At 46.5% G+C, this 17121-nt stretch carries 14 protein-coding genes and 1 pseudogene; 11 read left to right on the forward strand and 4 right to left on the reverse strand.

Annotated features, from left to right (window positions below; translation table 11 throughout):
- Positions 1-8 precede the first annotated feature (8 nt).
- Positions 9-2438, forward strand: coding sequence for a response regulator (locus tag AC3CHU_RS18630; RefSeq protein WP_488519526.1), 2430 nt, complete (start codon positions 9-11; stop codon positions 2436-2438).
- Between the two features lie 118 nt (positions 2439-2556).
- On the opposite strand, the gene AC3CHU_RS18635 is transcribed toward AC3CHU_RS18630, so the two are convergent.
- Positions 2557-3285 (reverse strand): UTRA domain-containing protein, encoded by a 729-nt coding sequence (locus tag AC3CHU_RS18635; protein WP_065206523.1) that lies wholly within the window; start codon positions 3283-3285, stop codon positions 2557-2559.
- Between the two features lie 211 nt (positions 3286-3496).
- Between AC3CHU_RS18635 and AC3CHU_RS18640 the strand changes: the two genes are divergently transcribed.
- From AC3CHU_RS18640 to AC3CHU_RS18665, 6 genes are read left to right on the forward strand one after another with little or no spacing between them, the layout of a single operon-like run.
- Entirely contained in the window at positions 3497-4600 is a 1104-nt protein-coding gene (locus AC3CHU_RS18640) for an ABC transporter substrate-binding protein (protein ID WP_171315119.1), read from the forward strand.
- 33 nt (positions 4601-4633) lie between these two features.
- On the forward strand, positions 4634-5539 hold the full coding sequence (locus AC3CHU_RS18645) for an alkaline phosphatase family protein (RefSeq protein ID WP_488526162.1): 906 nt from the start codon (positions 4634-4636) through the stop codon (positions 5537-5539).
- Complete coding sequence (locus AC3CHU_RS18650) at positions 5536-6429, forward strand: ABC transporter permease (protein ID WP_488526163.1); 894 nt, start codon at positions 5536-5538, stop codon at positions 6427-6429. Before AC3CHU_RS18645 ends, AC3CHU_RS18650 begins: the two co-directional genes overlap by 4 nt.
- Positions 6429-7214, forward strand: coding sequence for an ABC transporter permease (locus AC3CHU_RS18655; protein WP_488526164.1), 786 nt, complete (start codon positions 6429-6431; stop codon positions 7212-7214). The genes AC3CHU_RS18650 and AC3CHU_RS18655 overlap by 1 nt, the downstream gene beginning before the upstream one ends.
- On the forward strand, positions 7214-8233 hold the full coding sequence (locus AC3CHU_RS18660; RefSeq protein WP_146455238.1) for an ABC transporter ATP-binding protein: 1020 nt from the start codon (positions 7214-7216) through the stop codon (positions 8231-8233). Before AC3CHU_RS18655 ends, AC3CHU_RS18660 begins: the two co-directional genes overlap by 1 nt.
- Before the next feature lies 1 nt (position 8234).
- The gene (locus AC3CHU_RS18665) at positions 8235-8894 is read left to right on the forward strand and encodes an HAD family hydrolase (protein WP_054546049.1); all 660 of its coding nucleotides are present in this window, start codon (positions 8235-8237) and stop codon (positions 8892-8894) included.
- 94 nt (positions 8895-8988) lie between these two features.
- Here AC3CHU_RS18665 and AC3CHU_RS18670 read toward each other — a convergent pair whose 3' ends face one another.
- Positions 8989-9171, reverse strand: a complete 183-nt coding sequence (locus AC3CHU_RS18670; protein ID WP_146455240.1) for a hypothetical protein — start codon at positions 9169-9171, stop codon at positions 8989-8991.
- 82 nt (positions 9172-9253) lie between these two features.
- Between AC3CHU_RS18670 and hppD the strand changes: the two genes are divergently transcribed.
- The 4 genes from hppD to maiA are packed head-to-tail and all read left to right on the forward strand — an operon-like array spanning position 9254 to position 13253.
- A complete protein-coding gene (gene hppD, locus AC3CHU_RS18675; RefSeq protein ID WP_114634421.1) occupies positions 9254-10327 on the forward strand; it encodes a 4-hydroxyphenylpyruvate dioxygenase in 1074 nt (357 codons plus the stop codon).
- On the forward strand, positions 10320-11480 hold the full coding sequence (locus tag AC3CHU_RS18680) for a homogentisate 1,2-dioxygenase (RefSeq protein WP_488526165.1): 1161 nt from the start codon (positions 10320-10322) through the stop codon (positions 11478-11480). Before hppD ends, AC3CHU_RS18680 begins: the two co-directional genes overlap by 8 nt.
- A 9-nt stretch (positions 11481-11489) precedes the next feature.
- A complete protein-coding gene (locus tag AC3CHU_RS18685) occupies positions 11490-12527 on the forward strand; it encodes a fumarylacetoacetate hydrolase family protein (protein WP_488526166.1) in 1038 nt (345 codons plus the stop codon).
- A gap of 21 nt (positions 12528-12548) precedes the next feature.
- Positions 12549-13253 carry a maleylacetoacetate isomerase gene (maiA, locus tag AC3CHU_RS18690; RefSeq protein WP_488526167.1) on the forward strand — a complete coding sequence of 235 codons (705 nt, stop codon included), beginning with the start codon at positions 12549-12551 and terminating at the stop codon, positions 13251-13253.
- Positions 13254-13491: 238 nt separating this feature from the next.
- Here maiA and AC3CHU_RS18695 read toward each other — a convergent pair whose 3' ends face one another.
- Both AC3CHU_RS18695 and AC3CHU_RS18700 read right to left on the reverse strand, forming a co-directional pair.
- Entirely contained in the window at positions 13492-14421 is a 930-nt protein-coding gene (locus tag AC3CHU_RS18695) for a carbamate kinase (protein WP_012601290.1), read from the reverse strand.
- A 608-nt stretch (positions 14422-15029) separates the two neighbouring features.
- Positions 15030-17045 (reverse strand): annotated as a pseudogene (locus tag AC3CHU_RS18700) (acetoacetate--CoA ligase).
- Positions 17046-17121: the final 76 nt, after the last annotated feature.

Raw genomic sequence — 17121 nt, forward strand, 5'->3', positions numbered from 1 at the left:
ATTTGTGTATGGTGACAAAAGGAAAACGCTATATTGGACTCTCCCGACAGTTGATCGGGACTATAATAGCAATCAGCACCTTATTCACAGTTATAGTGACAGGTCTAGGGTTGTATGTGGAGTACCAAAGTCGAGTTTCTTTTATCAGTTCTCAGATCGAACAGGTTAAGGCTGGCTATCTTTCGGGTTTAACGTCCAGTTTGTGGGTTGAAGATCGAGAGCAACTGTTTGTGCAAGCCGAAGGTATCTCCCGCTTACCCTCGGTTAGTTACCTTCTTATCGAAAGTCCCGATGAAAAAATTCTAGAATTAGGTCAAAAGACCTCAGGTCAGTCTTATTCCCAGTCTTGGGAAATGGTGCACCAGATGGGGGGGACAGATTTCCCATTAGCGACGCTCACGGTGCAATCTGATTTGAGCATGATCCTCAACGACTTTGAAGAACGAGTTTTACTATTGCTCGCCTTCGAAGCCGTTAAAATCTTCTTATTGTCTCTGGTTTGCTTAACGATCGTCTATCGCCTCGTGGTCAAACGCTTAATGACTATGTCTTCCCAGATCAACCAGCAACAGGTTGAAGACAACAAACCACGCTTCATAACGCCAACCGATTCTACTTATAGAGACGAGATCTCGACACTAGAGAGTAGCTATAACCAGTCTGTTGAACGTATTCGTCAACAATACCAAGAACTGGAAAAAGCCAAAGATGTCGCTGAGGTTGCCAACCGCAACAAAAGTGAATTTCTTGCCAACATGAGCCACGAGATCCGCACCCCGATGAATGGGATTATCGGACTGTCGTCTCTACTCTCTGAAATGGATATGCCGAAAGAGCAAAAAGAGTATGTCGATATGCTCAATACCTCTTCGCTTACTCTCCTTGATCTAATTAACGACATTCTCGACTACTCGAAGATAGAAGCGGGTCGTTTAGAACTGCAACAAGAACCAATGAAGATGATGGGTATTGCTGCCGATGTTGAATCGACGTTTAGAGTTAAAGCCGAGCAGAAAGGGCTCAGGTTCCAACTGGCGATTGATCCTAAGATCCCAACTATGGTGATTGGCGATGGCACCCAGCTAAGACAAGTGCTTAATAACCTAGTCGGCAACGCCATCAAATTTACCGAGCATGGTCATGTCACACTCTCACTTCGCTTGGAAGAAGTCATAGAGCCAGACCAAAAGCTCAGAGTGAAATTTGAGGTAACTGACAGTGGTATTGGTATTGCTGAAGACAAGCAACAATCGGTGTTCGATAAGTTTCAACAAGCCGACGGCAGCACCACCCGTATTTACGGAGGCACCGGGCTTGGTCTGACGATATGCGATAAGATCGTGACCTTAATGGGCAGCAAGCTTGAGCTAACCAGTGTCGTAGGTAAGGGGAGTACATTCTACTTTACCGCTGACTTTGACCCGAGCTTGGACGTTGACGAAAGCAATATCGATTTTAATAAAGTTTCGGTACTTCTGGTTGATGATAGTCAGCTGAATATGCGTATTACCTCAACACAGCTTCAATCATTCGGCGTTAAGTCTGAGTGCTGTGAAACCGCGACCCAAGCGTTAGAGCTTGTTTCGGAGTCTGTGGCGAAGTCATTGCCTTATGATCTGGTGCTGATTGATAAAGTGATGCCGTCTATTGATGGATTCCAGTTAGCAAGAAGCTTGATTGAGCGTTTTGACAAAGCGTGTCCTAAGCTGGTGATGATCTCTGCAGACCCACGAAAACAAGATGAAGCGCGCGCTAAACAAGTGGGTTTTGTTGCCTACATTGCTCGCCCTTATCAAGACAACCAGCTTAAATGGACGTTGAGTGAAGTTCTCGCGAGAGCAGCGGATACCTCAAACTTTACTTATCCAAATAGAGGTGAGGTCGCGTTCAAAGACAATGAACCAGTACCATTAACCAAACCAACGGGTTCTGTTGAAGCGACACCAACGGCTTCTGTCACAACCACACAAACAGACAAACAAGCTCCAATCAAAGAAGAGCCAGAACCAGTGGCTGCTTCGTTTAGTGGCAAAGTATTGGTCGTTGAAGACTCGCGAGTGAACCAACAAGTCGCCAAGATGATGCTCAAGAAGCTTGGGTTTGAGGTTGATATTGCCGATAACGGGGAAATTGGTGTCGAGAAGTTTAAGGCCAATGACTATGTGATGATCTTTATGGATTGCCAGATGCCGGTTCTCGACGGTTTCGAAGCGACTAAACAGATCCGAGCGCTCGAAGAGGGTTCTTCAAAGCACATTCCTATCGTTGCGCTGACGGCCAACGTCGTGCAGCGAGACAAGCATTTGTGCTTCGATGTAGGCATGGATGAGTTTTTACCAAAACCGGTTAATCAAGGGAAACTGAGAGAGATCGTTGCCAGTTTTTTATCTAAGGAAAGCGATTCGACCAAAGAAGAAGATGAGCAAAAGATTGTTTAGTTAGTGCCTCATCAAACGCAACCGTTGAAAATAAAAACTCCGACTGAATCAGTCGGAGTTTTTGTATGTGCTCGCTTTTTCTTCCTAAGCCTAAACCTAGGCAAATAATCATGTGACGCTAACCAATGCTATCAATATGAATGACCACAGAGTCTGGGCGCCAGTACTCCAACTCGCAATCCATTAATTCACCGTCCTGTTTGTAGTTCACTCGGCAGATCTTCAAAACGGGCTGGCCCTCTGCCAAATTCAGCGCCTTGGCGACATGCGCAGGGGCAGAAGTGGGAATCACATCAAAGCGCGAGCGTTGGGTCTCGTAGCCATACTTTTCTCGGTAGATACCTGTCAGTGACATAGTGAGGTTTTCCGACAGTACTTTTTCAAACAACGGCGCTTTTAAGACGTTTTCAACAAACAGCACCGCTCTGCCATCAATAAATCGTAATCGCTCAATCACATGTATCGGGGTTATCTGCTCTATCTCTAATGCCTTGGCGTAATCGCCTGCCGCCATCTCTGTACGGGTACTCAGCAGTTGTGTTTCAGCAATACGATGCTGTTCGCGAATCATTTGATGAAAGTGAGAGCGTGACAGCGGGTTGTAGCGGATACGTTCGGGTGACACATACCAGCCACGACGCTCTTCTCTGTATATCAAACCTTCGGTTTCCAGAGACACCAACGCATCTTTGAGCGTGATTCGCGTGGTGGAAAACAGTTCGCTAAGGTTTCTTTCTGATGGCAGTTTTTGCCCTTCAATGAAGATACCTGATTGAAGCTGCTCTCGAATACTCGCCTTAATTCTTCCTAACTGTGTCCCTGACTGCCCGGTGCCCAATGTTCTCATTACTGATCTAGTCCATAAGTTCGTGTGCTTAATAAGGTAAACCATGGAGTTAACAGGAATGTGACAGTAAACAAGGGCTTATTGTCATATGAGTGAAATATAACTGCCACGTAAATGCACTCGAACTGTCAAATAAGTTGCGCGAAAGCGTCACACTCCGGCGATAGCATACAAAACGAACTTACTGACCTAGTCCAGAAGGATAGAGACAATGAAAACTTTGCTTAGCCGTTCAACTGTATCGCCAGCCAAACTTATGGGTTCATCTACAAAGCTAATAGGTGCAACATTAATAACGGCAACACTTTCAATGCCAGCGATGGCGAAAGATGCTGATCTTGAGTCACTGATTGAAGCCGCTCAAAAAGAGGGTGCAGTTTACAGTGTGGGTATGCCAGACAGTTGGGCAAACTGGAAAGGCACATGGACTGACCTGAAAGCAAACTACGGTTTGAAGCATCAGGATACTGACATGAGCTCGGCGCAAGAGATCTCTAAATTTGAAGCAGAGAAGAAAAACGCAACCGCAGATATCGGTGATGTTGGTTTTGCTTTTGCACGTGTCGCTGTGAAAAAAGACGTAACACAGCCATACAAGCCAACGACTTGGAATGACATTCCAGACTGGGCGAAAGACAAAGATGGTCACTGGGCTCTGGCTTACACAGGTACTATCTCGTTCATTTCAAACAACAACCTTGTTGAAGATGCACCAAAATCTTGGAGTGACCTACTAGAAGGCGACTACAAAGTCACAGTCGGCGATGTCGGCGTAGCAGCGCAAGCAAACAACGCGATTCTAGCGGCAGCATTCGCTAATGGCGGTGATGAATCAAACCTAAAACCTGCGATTAAATTCTTTGGTGAACTAGCGAAGCAAGGCCGCCTGTCTTACACCGACCCAAGCATCGCGAACCTTGAAAAAGGCGAAGTGGAAGTGGCAATCATGTGGGACTTCAACGCACTGAACTACCGCGACAAGATTGACCGTGAGCGCTTTACAGTCAGCATTCCACAAGATGGCTCAGTGATTTCTGGTTACACCACCATCATTAACAAATACGCACAAAACCCAAACGCGGCGAAGTTGGCTCGTGAATACATCTTCAGCGACCAAGGCCAAATCAACCTAGCAGAAGGTTACGCGCGTCCAATCCGTAGCAGCGTTACGCTACCTCAATCAGTACAAGACAAGCTGATCTCGAACGAGCAATACAGCAACGTTCACCCAGTAACTGACTTCTCAGCATGGGAAAAGTCAGCACGTCGCCTGCCACGCCAATGGCAAGAAAGTGTGTTGATTCACCAACAGTAATTCGTATTCAAAACAAGCAATAGAGAATAGACCATGAGCAATAAGGTTATCCTTGTTGTTCTAGATGGATTGAACTATCAGGTAGCCCGTGATTGCATGGGCTACCTGAACGGTCTTCTAGAACTAAGCGATTTGCAGACAAAACAGGGCGATTCGCAAAGCAACCAAGGCGATTTGCACAATAAACAGAGCAACTTGCAAAACATGAGCACGCAAAAAAACAAGCTGCGTGCCACGCTTTACCCTGTGCAGTGTGAGCTGCCGTCAATGTCCCGTCCATTGTATGAGTGCATCCTGACCGGTGTTCGCCCTGTCGAGAGTGGCATCGTCAACAATCAAATTGTGCGTTTGTCGAATCACGAGTCGGTATTTAGCTTGGCGAAGTCGCAGAACAAAGTGACGGCAGCTGCGGCTTACCATTGGGTGAGCGAGTTATATAACCGAGCGCCATTTGATGCAGCACGCGACCGTTTCACAAACGATGAAACCATGAACATCCAACACGGTTGTTTCTACCACTGGGACCACTACCCAGATGAAGCCTTGTTCTTGGATGCAGAGCATCTGCGCGTCACTCATCAACCGGATTTCTTATTGATTCACCCAATGAACATTGACGACATGGGACATAAGCACGGGCTGGACTCTCGCCAGTATCGCAATAGTGCACGTGGCGCGGATATCTACCTATCAAACTATCTTGAGAAATGGGTAGACGATGGTTATCAAGTGATCATCACTAGTGACCATGGCATGAACAATGACTTGTCTCACGGTGGCATTTTGCCTGAAGAGCGCGAAGTGCCTTTCTTTGTGATTGGCGATAAGTTTACACACCAAGAATGTTCAGTGAAACAGACCGACATCTGCGGCAGCGTCTGTCAGTTACTCAACCTTGAACACGATAAATCTTACAATCAGGAATTGTTGGCCTTATGAGCAGTTCTATAATTACGCAGAGCGATGGCTCTGCGCTTCAACCTAAAACTAAATCTTTGTTTCAACGCCTCAAGCCCGCTTTGTGGCTTGCGCCTTTCGCGCTGTTTTTCTATCTGTTCCAACTGGCACCTATGGTTTGGGTGCTGATCAACAGCTTCTTCTATGACGATGAGCTCTCTCTCGAAAACTATTCTGAAATATTCGATTCTGCTTTCATGATGCAGGCTTTTGGCAACAGTTTATGGTTGTCGATTTGGTCGAGCATTGTTGGCTTGGCGATTGCGACTCTGTTGGTCTCTTCATTGCGCCGTGTTGATTCTAAAATCCGCGATGCGGTGATCGCGTTTACCAATATGAGCAGCAACTTCTCTGGTGTGCCTCTGTCGTTCGCATTCATCATCATCTTGGGCACCAATGGTGCGATTACCTTATTGCTCAAGCAGTATGGATTGCTGGGTGATTTCGACCTTTACGGCAAGTGGGGCTTGCTGGCGATTTACATCTACTTCCAGATCCCATTGGCGGTGTTGTTGCTGTATCCAGCGTTTGATGCTCTGAGTGACGACTGGCAAGCAGCTTCGGCACTGCTTGGTGCGAAAACTTGGCAATACTGGACCAAAATCGCGCTGCCTGTGCTGTCTCCGGCCTTGTTCGGCACTTTCATCATCTTAATTGCCAATGCGATTGGCGCGTATGCGAGCGTGTATGCGTTAACCGCGGGCAACTACAACGTGATTACGATTCGGATCGCGAGCTTGGTATCGGGTGACTTGTTCTTAGAGCCAAGCCTAGCTGCCGCAATTTCCGTGATTTTGATGGCGATGCTGGCCTTCATCACCGTGATTAACCAATGGCTGATCAGCAAAAGCTACGCAGGGAAGAGAAAGTAATGAACACCGTAAATACTCGCTTTCACAAAACGGTTGTCTATTCGATTGTTGGCATCATGATGATCCCGATCTTAGCGACCTTTATCTACTCGATCTCCTCTCGATGGGGCGCAACGATCCTGCCGGATGGCTTCACGTTAGATTGGTACATCAACCTGCTGACGGATCCTCGCTTCTTACAAGCCTTTGGTCGCTCACTGTTTATCTGTGTGGCAGCGCTGTCATTGAGTGTGGTGTTGGTTCTGCCTGCGATTTTCGTGGTGTTTTACTATTTCCCGAAACTCAACAAGGTGATGAATATCCTGATCTTATTGCCATTCGCTGTGCCGCCTGTGGTGTCGTCGGTGGGTTTGCTTCAACTGTACGCTGATAGCGAAATCTCACTGATAGGTACACCATGGATTCTGATTGGTACCTACTTCACCATCGCGCTGCCATTTATGTACCGCGCGATTGCCAACAGCTTTGAAGCAATCAACCTGCATGACCTGATGGACGCGGCACACCTGCTTGGCGCGAGTACCACCAAGGCATTCTTGCTGATTATTTTGCCAAACCTTAAGAAAGGCTTAATGGCGTCACTGTTCTTGTCGTTCTCGTTCCTATTGGGCGAGTTCGTGTTCGCCAACATCTTGGTAGGAACACGCTACGAGACACTGCAAATCTACCTATACAACATGCGTCAAACCAGCGGCCACTTCACGTCAGCCCTTGTGATGACGTACTTCCTGTTTATTTTCTTACTGACTTGGTTGGCAAGTCGTTTCAGCCAGGGAACAAAATAATGAGCTATGTAAATGCGAAAAACCTCACCAAGCGCTTTGGTGACAACACAGTGTTTGAAGACATTGAATTTTCCATCGAGAAGGGCGAATTCATTACTCTGCTTGGCCCAAGTGGCTGTGGTAAATCGACTCTACTGCGTAGCTTGGCAGGTTTGAATCCGGTCGATGGTGGCGAGATCTGGGTCAACGGTGAAGAGATAACTCACCAAGTGCCGCAACAACGTGGCATCGGCATGGTGTTTCAATCTTATGCCCTGTTCCCTAACATGACGGTTGAAGGCAACATTGCGTTTGGCCTGAAAATGAAAAAGCTTGCTGCTGACGAGATTAAACGTGAAGTGGCGAAAGTGATTGGGCTGGTGGAATTAACGGGCAAAGAGAAGTTCTACCCGCATCAGTTATCGGGCGGTCAGCGTCAGCGTGTCGCCTTGGCAAGAGCCTTGGTAGTGAAGCCGCGTATTCTGCTACTTGATGAGCCGCTTTCGGCGCTGGATGCGAAGATCCGTAAACACCTACGCCAACAGATCCGAGATATTCAAAAAGAGATGAATCTGACCACGATCTTCGTGACTCATGATCAGGAAGAAGCAATGATCATGTCTGACCGTATCTTCTTGATGAACAAAGGCGAGATCGTACAAGCGGGGACACCCGAAGAGATTTACACTCAACCTGCCAATGAGTTCGTAGCGGGCTTCATGGGCCACTACAATCTGGTGCAAGCGAACAAAGCCAAGCAACTTTTCAATATTGAAACAGAGTGGAAAGTGGCGATTCGACCTGAATCTATCTACGTTAAAGAGCAAGGCCGACAGTATGGCGAACACATCTCTGCGCCGAAAACGGGTACCATTCGCAACCATCAGCTGTTGGGCAACGTGATTCGCTACCAAGTGGATGTCGATGAATGTGAATTAACGGTCGATCTATTGAACCGTTCCTCTGAGCGACTGTTGGCAAACGGCAGCCAACTTGAACTCCTGTTTAACCTTAACGAAATTCAACCCGTGAGAGCCTAAGATGTTCAAACCTTTGTATGTATTTGATATGGATGAAACGCTGATCAATGCTGATGCAGCAATGCTTTGGAATGAGTTCTTGGTTGAAAAGGGCATTGCCACTGCGCCCAACTTTATTGAAGAAGATAAGCGCTTAATGGGCCTGTATTCGGAAGGTAAACTGAATATGGAAGATTACCTAACATTTTCCATGCAACCACTGGCCGACATGCCAACAGAGCAAGTCACAGCATTGGTCGAAGAGTGTGTTGAACAGCATATTTTGCCTAAACAGTTCAAGCAGTCGAAACCTTTGATTGAGCAGCTTGAGAGTGATGATATCGATATGTTGATCATCTCTGCCAGCGTGACTTTCTTAGTGGAAGCGGTGGGTCGTAAGATTGGTATCGAGAATGCACTAGGTATTGATTTGATTGAAAACCAAGGCCGTTTTACTTCTCAAATATCAGGCGTACCAAGCTATCGTGAAGGCAAAGTGACGCGTTTAAAAGAGTGGTTAGACAATCAAGAAACCAATTACTCAGATATCCACTTTTATACCGATTCAATCAATGACTTACCTTTGTGTGAGCATGCTGATTTTGCCTATCTGGTGAATCCGTGTCCGCGTTTAAAAGCGTTAGCTGACCAACCGAACTGGTCGATCCTCGACTGGGATTAACGCGAACCTTATATTCGAATTAGGTTCTTTCTAGAACTCATCAAGCCGCTGACGACAGCGGCTTTTTTGCATCATCAGTCTAATATTCGATTTATCACCTTAGCTGACAAAAGTACGTATGTAACAATTCAATAACATCTATTGCTCTGCTGTAAATCAAACCACCATCTTTCAATCCCTTGATAGCACTCACTTTGTTGTTGTGAGGGTTTGTGTGTAACAAATATTTTACAATTTGACGGGTTTTTAGCGTTATTGCCCATTTCCTTCGATGCATTCCAATCTTTCCGCTTGTGGGCCAAATTTAATTAAGGACAAAAAACACGTAATACAAACCAATAGGTACAAGGAGAAAGTTCATGGTGGATACATACAACCCGCTTGGCACGGATGGATTCGAGTTTGTTGAATACACGGCCGTTGACCACAAGGGAATTGAGCAACTTAAAGCGTTGTTTGTGTCACTTGGTTTTGCTGAGGTCGCCAAGCACCGCTCAAAAGAGGCTTGGCTGTATCGACAAGGTGACATCAACTTTATCGTCAATGAACAGCCACACAGCCAAGCGGAAGCGTTCGCCAAGGTACATGGTCCATCGGTATGTGGCATGGCTTTTCGTGTCAACGAGGCAACGGCTGCAATGGAGCAAGCTTTCAAGGGCGGTGGTGAAGAGTACAAAACAGAAATAGGGCCGATGGAGCTGAGCATTCCGGCTATTTACGGCATCGGTGAGAGCCTGCTCTATTTTGTGGATCGTTATGGCAAGCAGAGCATCTATGACGTCGATTTCCGATTCTATGACGATGCGGAAGAGCGTATGGCCGAAGCCAATGTTGGTTTGTTCGAAATCGACCACCTCACGCATAACGTGAAGCAAGGCAATATGGATGTGTGGTCTGGGTTCTATGAGCGTCTTGGCAACTTCCGCGAGATTCGCTACTTCGACATCGAAGGCAAGCTGACAGGCCTTGTGAGCAGAGCCATGACCTCACCGTGTGGCAAAATCCGCATCCCTATCAATGAGTCTTCCGACGACAAATCACAAATCGAAGAGTTCATTCGTGAATACAACGGCGAAGGTATTCAACACATCGCACTCGCCACCGATGACATCTACAAAACAGTGAAAACCCTGCGTGATCGCGGCATGGACTTTATGCCAACCCCAGATACCTACTATGAGAAAGTTGACGATCGTGTAAAAGGCCACGGGGAAGATACCGACCTGCTGCGTGACCTGCGTGTTCTGATTGATGGCGCACCGACCAAAGACGGCATCTTGCTGCAAATTTTCACGCAGACAGTAATCGGGCCTGTGTTCTTTGAAATCATTCAGCGTAAAGGCAATGAAGGCTTTGGCGAAGGTAACTTCAAGGCGTTGTTTGAATCGATTGAAGAGGACCAGATTCGTCGAGGAGTATTAGACGATGCATAAATGGATCTCGTTTCCTCATCGGGAGGGGGTGTGCTCTAAACAAGCGCACGCCGATTTTCCCGAAGAGGCAATTTATGAGCGAGAAGCGGGTCGGAGTGGTTTCTTCGGCCCTGCCGCTCACTTTCATCACCAACATGCCCCAACAGGTTGGTCGGAATGGGAGGGTGATCTGCGCCCTCGCGCTTTTGATTTCACGCTGGTGGAAAAATCCAGCCAGATAACGCCTTGGGCTGTGCCTCATCTTTTGCACAATGCGGACTGCAAAATTCGTGTGTGGCGCATGGACGAGAAGATGGATTTCTTGGTGCGTAATTCCGACGGTGATGAGCTGTTGTTCATTCACCAAGGCAGCGCTGATCTCTATTGCGACTATGGCCATTTAGAAGTGAGTGAAGGGGATTACGTGATGATCCCGCGCTCAACCAACTGGCGTTTAGAGCCAAGCGAGCCGATGTTTATCTTGATGATAGAAAACACCGACGCGGCTTATTCCTTGCCAGAGAAAGGCATGGTCGGCAATCACGCGGTGTTTGATCCTGCTGTGCTCGACATACCTTCAATCAATGATCAATTCCGCGCTCAGTATTCAGAAAACCAGACTCAGGTTCAGGTGAAACGCCACGACAAAGTCAGTGTCATCACCTATCCGTTCAACCCATTGGACGCAATTGGCTGGCATGGCGACTTAGCGGTGGTGAAAGTGAATTGGCGTGATATCAGACCGTTGATGTCACATCGCTACCACTTGCCACCTTCTGCGCATACGACGTTTGTTGGCGCTGGATTTGTGGTGTGCACCTTTGTGCCACGCCCGATTGAGAGCGACCCTGGTGCATTGAAAGTACCGTTCTACCACAACAATGATGACTACGACGAAGTGCTGTTCTATCACGCTGGTGACTTTTTCAGTCGCGACAACATTGAAGCGGGCATGGTGACTTTCCACCCTGCGGGCTTCACTCATGGGCCTCACCCTAAAGCCTTTAAGGCAGGTCAGGCGCATAAGAAGAAGTTTACCGATGAAGTCGCGGTGATGATCGATACTCGCCATGCGCTGCAGTTCTCTGATGAACTCGATAGCGTTGAGAACAAAGAATATGTCTATAGTTGGCAAGACTCTGGTTTGAAAGAAATGGCTGACGATAAGAAATAAGGGACAAGGATGAAATTAGCAACCAAGAAAAATGGCACTCGCGATGGCCTGTTGATGGTCGTAAGTAAAGATCTTAAACAATGTGTACCTGCCACCGAAATCTTCCATGCGATGCATCTGGCGCCAACCATGCAGGTAGCATTGGATAACTGGGACAGCGTGGCTTCTCAGTTAGAAGAGTTATACACCTCGTTAAACAACGGGCATGTGACTGGCAGTGAAGTGTTTGCACCTCAGTACTGTGAATCACCTCTACCACGCGCATATCAATGGGCTGATGGCAGCGCGTATGTAAACCACGTTGAACTGGTGCGTAAAGCGCGTGGCGCTGAAATGCCAGAAAGCTTCTGGGTCGATCCACTCATGTATCAAGGCGGCTCAGACGCGTTTATCGGTCCTCGTGACAACATCGAATTTGCCAGCGACGAGTGGGGCATCGATTTCGAAGGTGAGGTCGCGATTGTGACCGGTGATGTGCCTATGGGTGCCAGTGCTAAACAAGCGCACGATTCGATTCGCTTGCTGATGTTGGTGAATGATGTGTCGCTGCGTGGTTTGATTCCGGCTGAACTCGCTAAGGGTTTTGGTTTCTTCCAGTCTAAACCGTCTTCGGCGTTCTCTCCGGTTGCCGTTACACCTGATGAGCTAGGTGAACAGTGGAAAGGCAGCAAGGTTCATCTACCGTTGATATCGACCTACAACGACCAGCCTTTTGGTTGTCCGAATGCGGGCGTCGATATGACTTTCAATTTTGCTGAATTAGTAGTCCATGCTGCGAAAACTCGTCCACTATCGGCCGGTGCAATCATTGGCTCAGGCACGGTTTCCAATAAGCAAGGGACTGACCACGGCACCTCAATTGTCGAGGGCGGCGTAGGCTATTCCTGCATTGCTGAAGTGCGCATGATAGAGACGATTCGAGATGGCAAGCCGTCGACTCAATTCATGTCGTTTGGTGACTCGATCAAGCTTGAGATGTTTGATGCGGCGGGTGATTCTATTTTTGGCGCAATAGACCAAAAAGTGAGCCAGTATCGAGTGGTATAATCCACGTAATAGGATTTCTGTATGAGCGAGAGCATCGTGAACAAGAACATTATACTTTACGGTTACTGGCGCTCGTCCGCAGCCTATCGAGTGCGTATTGGATTAAACCTGAAGCAATTCAACTACGAGTCTAAATCGGTGCACTTGGTGCGTAATGGTGGCGAGCAGCATGATCCACAATATCGCGATCTCAATGCCAGTGAATTAGTGCCGGTGCTGGTGGATGGTGACGTTCAACTCAATCAGTCGCTGGCTATTCTTCAATATCTCGATGAACACTATTTGTGTGAGAGCAGCCCTGACTCCTCGCTCATTCCAGAGCAAACACCACTGCGCTATCAAGCGTTGGCAATGGCTCAGGATATCGCGATGGAAATTCATCCTCTGAATAACCTGCGTGTGCTGCAGTATTTGGAGAGAGAATTATCTTGCGAACAAGAGGTGAAAATGGATTGGCTTCATCATTGGATGAGCCAGGGTTTCCATGCTTTAGAAGAGAAGCTGGCGAAGTATAGAAAAGCGCACGGCGACTCGGTGTATAGCCTCACAGATTCGCCATGTATCGTAGATATCTGCTTAGTGCCGCAAGTCTACAATGCGTTGCGTTTTGATCTTGATATGTCGCCTTATCCGCTAATTAATTCGATTGTCGAAGCGTGTAACCAGTTACCCGCGTTTATTGAGGCGATGCCAGAGAACCAAGCGGATGCGAATGCACCGATGTGAACGTATTGAATTGTTTTTTAATGAACTGGAAACGTTATTTGGATTAAATAACGTTATAATTAAGATTGGGTATATTTAAAGATGTTATGTATTCATTCTTTTCATATTTAATTTCCAATTTTATGAGTATTTATCTCATCTAGCATTAAACGGGCACTAATGAAACAAGCCTCATTATAATTAAATCAAGAGGCTTGTTTAATGGGTCTATATTAGTGAAGTTTATTACTCGATAATATTAGTAATAAACAATACCCTCGCCTTTCGTTATCAGAGTGCCAGCTTCATTGGTGATTATTTTATCTAAATCAAATAATGAACCAATCGCCGCATTACCCAATCCAGCTTCAACGAATTTACAAACGGCATCAATTTTTGGCCCCATAGAACCAGCAGGGAATGAAAATTCTGCTAAACCAGCAGGCGTTGCTTGCTTCATTTCTGCTTGGTCTTCTTTACCATAGTTACGGAAAATCGACCCATCGGTTAAGATAATAAATAAGTCGGCATGGATTTTTTCAGCCAGCAGTTCAGCCGTAAGATCTTTGTCAATCACGCACTCTACGCCAGTACTCTTACCTTGCTCAATACTCACGGGAACACCGCCGCCGCCACAAGCGATAACAAGGTTTTCTGTATCTAGAAGAGTTTCAATTTGCTGAATTTCAACAATGCTTTTTGGCATAGGAGAAGGCACAACGCGACGGTAGTACTCGCCATCAGCTTTAAATTGCATTGTGCTTTGAGCCATTAACTCTTTAGCTCGTTGCTCTGTATATACAGGGCCAACAAATTTAGTCGGGTTAGCAAACGCAGGGTCTTTTTTGCATACTTCAGTTTGCGTGACTAGCGTCGCTACGTCTAACTCAGGATCAATGTTTCTTAGCTCTTGTTGTAACATGTAGCCCACCATGCCACAAGTTTGAGAGCCGAGTACATCCATTGGGTATGGGGTAGTCTCTGGCGAATATTCGCTATAAGCCGCGTTTTGTTCCATCAACAAACCTACTTGTGGGCCATTACCATGAACGATAACAATCTCATGCTCGCGTGCGATTGCAGCAATACTCGCCGCTGATTTGATTATATTTTCACGTTGGTTCTCAGCCGTTAATGCTTGGCCTCTTGCTAAAAGAGCGTTACCGCCTAAAGCTAATACTATGCGCATGATAATGTCTCCGATCATTTAATAATGATTTTATTTATTTTACGTAGGGATTAACCGCTTGTTTATAATTAAACTCAAGCTTATTAATAACAATGACTAGATTTTTTAATTACTCTTAAGTAATTAACATGCCGAGATAGTATGGGAAAATAACTGTTCTAATTGTGATAGCTATCAAACTATCATTTCACTAGAAATAGAGCTGTGGGAGCGGAAATTATTATAATTCGATTAAATATCCATAAGCTGGGATACAATCCAGTGGTGGACTCTTTTTTTGTATAAATGATTCGTCTTTAGTGAATATTATCTCAGCCCCAAAAATGAATAATTTAACATTTTTGTTTTAAATATGACGTTCAGATCTCATTAAGAACTTTAGAAACGGTACGGGGCAAAACTGAGGCGAGGGTTCACGAGCTTAAAGAGTAGTTTAGATTCGGTTTTTATTGGCCAATCAAGGGCTGCTTAAAGTGTTCAGTGTTTAATGCTTCTCCCGTTGCTTGCTTCACTCCGTCATCGGTTTTCAATCGGCTGCCTTTACTTCAGATATTATTTGACAGCCAAGTGAAAAGTGGAGATAGCTTGCTACGTTCTAGGCCTAATTGCTAAAGCGACACAACGCGCTTTATCTCTTCCAAGACCTCGGCGTTAGCGATAGCCCCGAGGTTTTCTACATCCTTGCCATTTACTACCTGTTTCACTGCTAGCTCCACAAGCTTGCCCGACCGTGTTTTTGGCACATCGCTGATCGCAAATATCTGGCTTGGTACATGCCTCGGCGAACAGGAGGATTTGAGTTTGCTTTTGATGGCTGTCAGTAACTCATCATCTAGATCCACACCTTGTTGTAGTTGAACAAACAGCCATATCTGTTCGTTGCGGTCGATGTCTTTACCGACTGCTATCGAGTCAACAATGCCGTCAATGGTGTTCACTTGTTGATAGATTTCAGCGGTACCAATTCGCACGCCACCGGGGTTGAGTGTGGTGTCGCCTCGCCCATAGAACAAATAGCCACCATGCACGCTCTGTGCGACTTCGTCACCGTGATGCCACACATTATCGAATCTATCCCAATAAGTGCTGTGATAGCGCTCTCCGGTGTCATTCCAGAAGCCAACAGGGAAGTTGGGTAGGGAATTTGTACACACCAGTTCGCCGCGTTCGTGATTGACCTTTTGACCCGACGAATTGAACACCTTGATGTCGACGCCAAGCCCGGCCTGTTGGCACTCACCGCGATACACAGGCGAGATAGGGTTGCCTAAAACAAAGCAGCCACAAATGTCCGTACCGCCAGAAATGGACGCTAAATGCAGGTCTTGTTTGATGTGTTTGTAAACATAATCAAACTGCTCTGGGTAGAGCACAGAACCCGTCGAGCACAGTGTTCTTAATTTAGGAAGGTTGTGACTGTCGATCGGTGAGAGTTCCGCTTTCTCAATCGCCTCTAGATACTTGGCTGAAGTGCCAAATGTCGATACATCAGCTCGCTGCGCTAAATCCCACAGAACGTTAGGTTGCGGATAAACTGGGCTACCATCAAATATCACCAAACACGCCCCACTGGCGAGCGCAGATACGTGCCAGTTCCACATCATCCAACCACAAGTGGTGTAGTAGAACACGCGATCGTTTGGCTTTATATCGCAATGAAGCTGATGCTCTTTTAGGTGGTTGATGATAGTGCCACCTACCGAATGCACAATACATTTTGGCTTGCCTGTGGTGCCGGAAGAGTAGAGCACAAACAACGGTTCATTGAAGCCGATACGCACAAATCGAAGAGGTTTTGTCTGATAGTGATTAATGATGCTGTGCCAGCTTAGAATCGATACATCATGTTCAACTTTTTTCTTCTCTAAATCGCTCTTCTCTAAGTCATTACTCGGTTTCAAATAACCGATCTCACACACCTGTTTTAATTCGGTTAAGTGCTCGGTGATTTCACGGTTTTTGTCCGTCATATCGAACGTTTTGCCATTGAAGGTGTAGCCATCACAAGTGAACAGCACCTTAGGTTTCACTTGGCCAAATCGCTCAATCACACTCTCGACGCCAAAGTCAGGCGAGGTTGACGTCCAAATCGCGCCTAAGCTGGTGGTTGCTAACATCGCTATTACGGTTTGTGGTAGGTAGGGCGTATAAGCGGCAACCACATCACCTTGTTGAACGCCACAATCCACGAGCCATTGTTGAACGTTAGAAACTTCCTCACAAAGGGTTTGCCATGTGTAGCTTTGTTGCTCGTCACGCTCGTTCTCAAACCAAATCGCAAGCTCATCAGGCATGGTGTGTGTCAAACGCAGCAAGTTCTCGGCGTAGTTAATTTGAGTATTCGGAAACCACACCGCATCGCGATTTGATTTCGGCTGCTGCCAGCGACTCTCACCTTGAGTTTTGGTGTCATCCCCTTGCGAGCCGACCATTCCACAAAACTGCTATACGTTCTGCCAAAACGACTCGGGATGTTCCACAGACCATTGATGGAGATCCGCATAGTTTTGTAATTCCCGTCCGAGTACGCTCTGTTGATCAAGGCTATCAATGAATTGGGTTACGTTGGCGTCTGCGATACGCTGGTCGCTAGGTTGCCAAATTGGCTTATTGCTCTCGTGCATTCCTTTACCTTTAACAAAAAGTTAACGATTTCAGTCTGGTATTTAGGTTTTACAAAGTCAAAAGATCAGTAAAATA

The sequence above is a fragment of the Vibrio sp. QJM3NY_39 genome, from assembly GCF_057785895.1.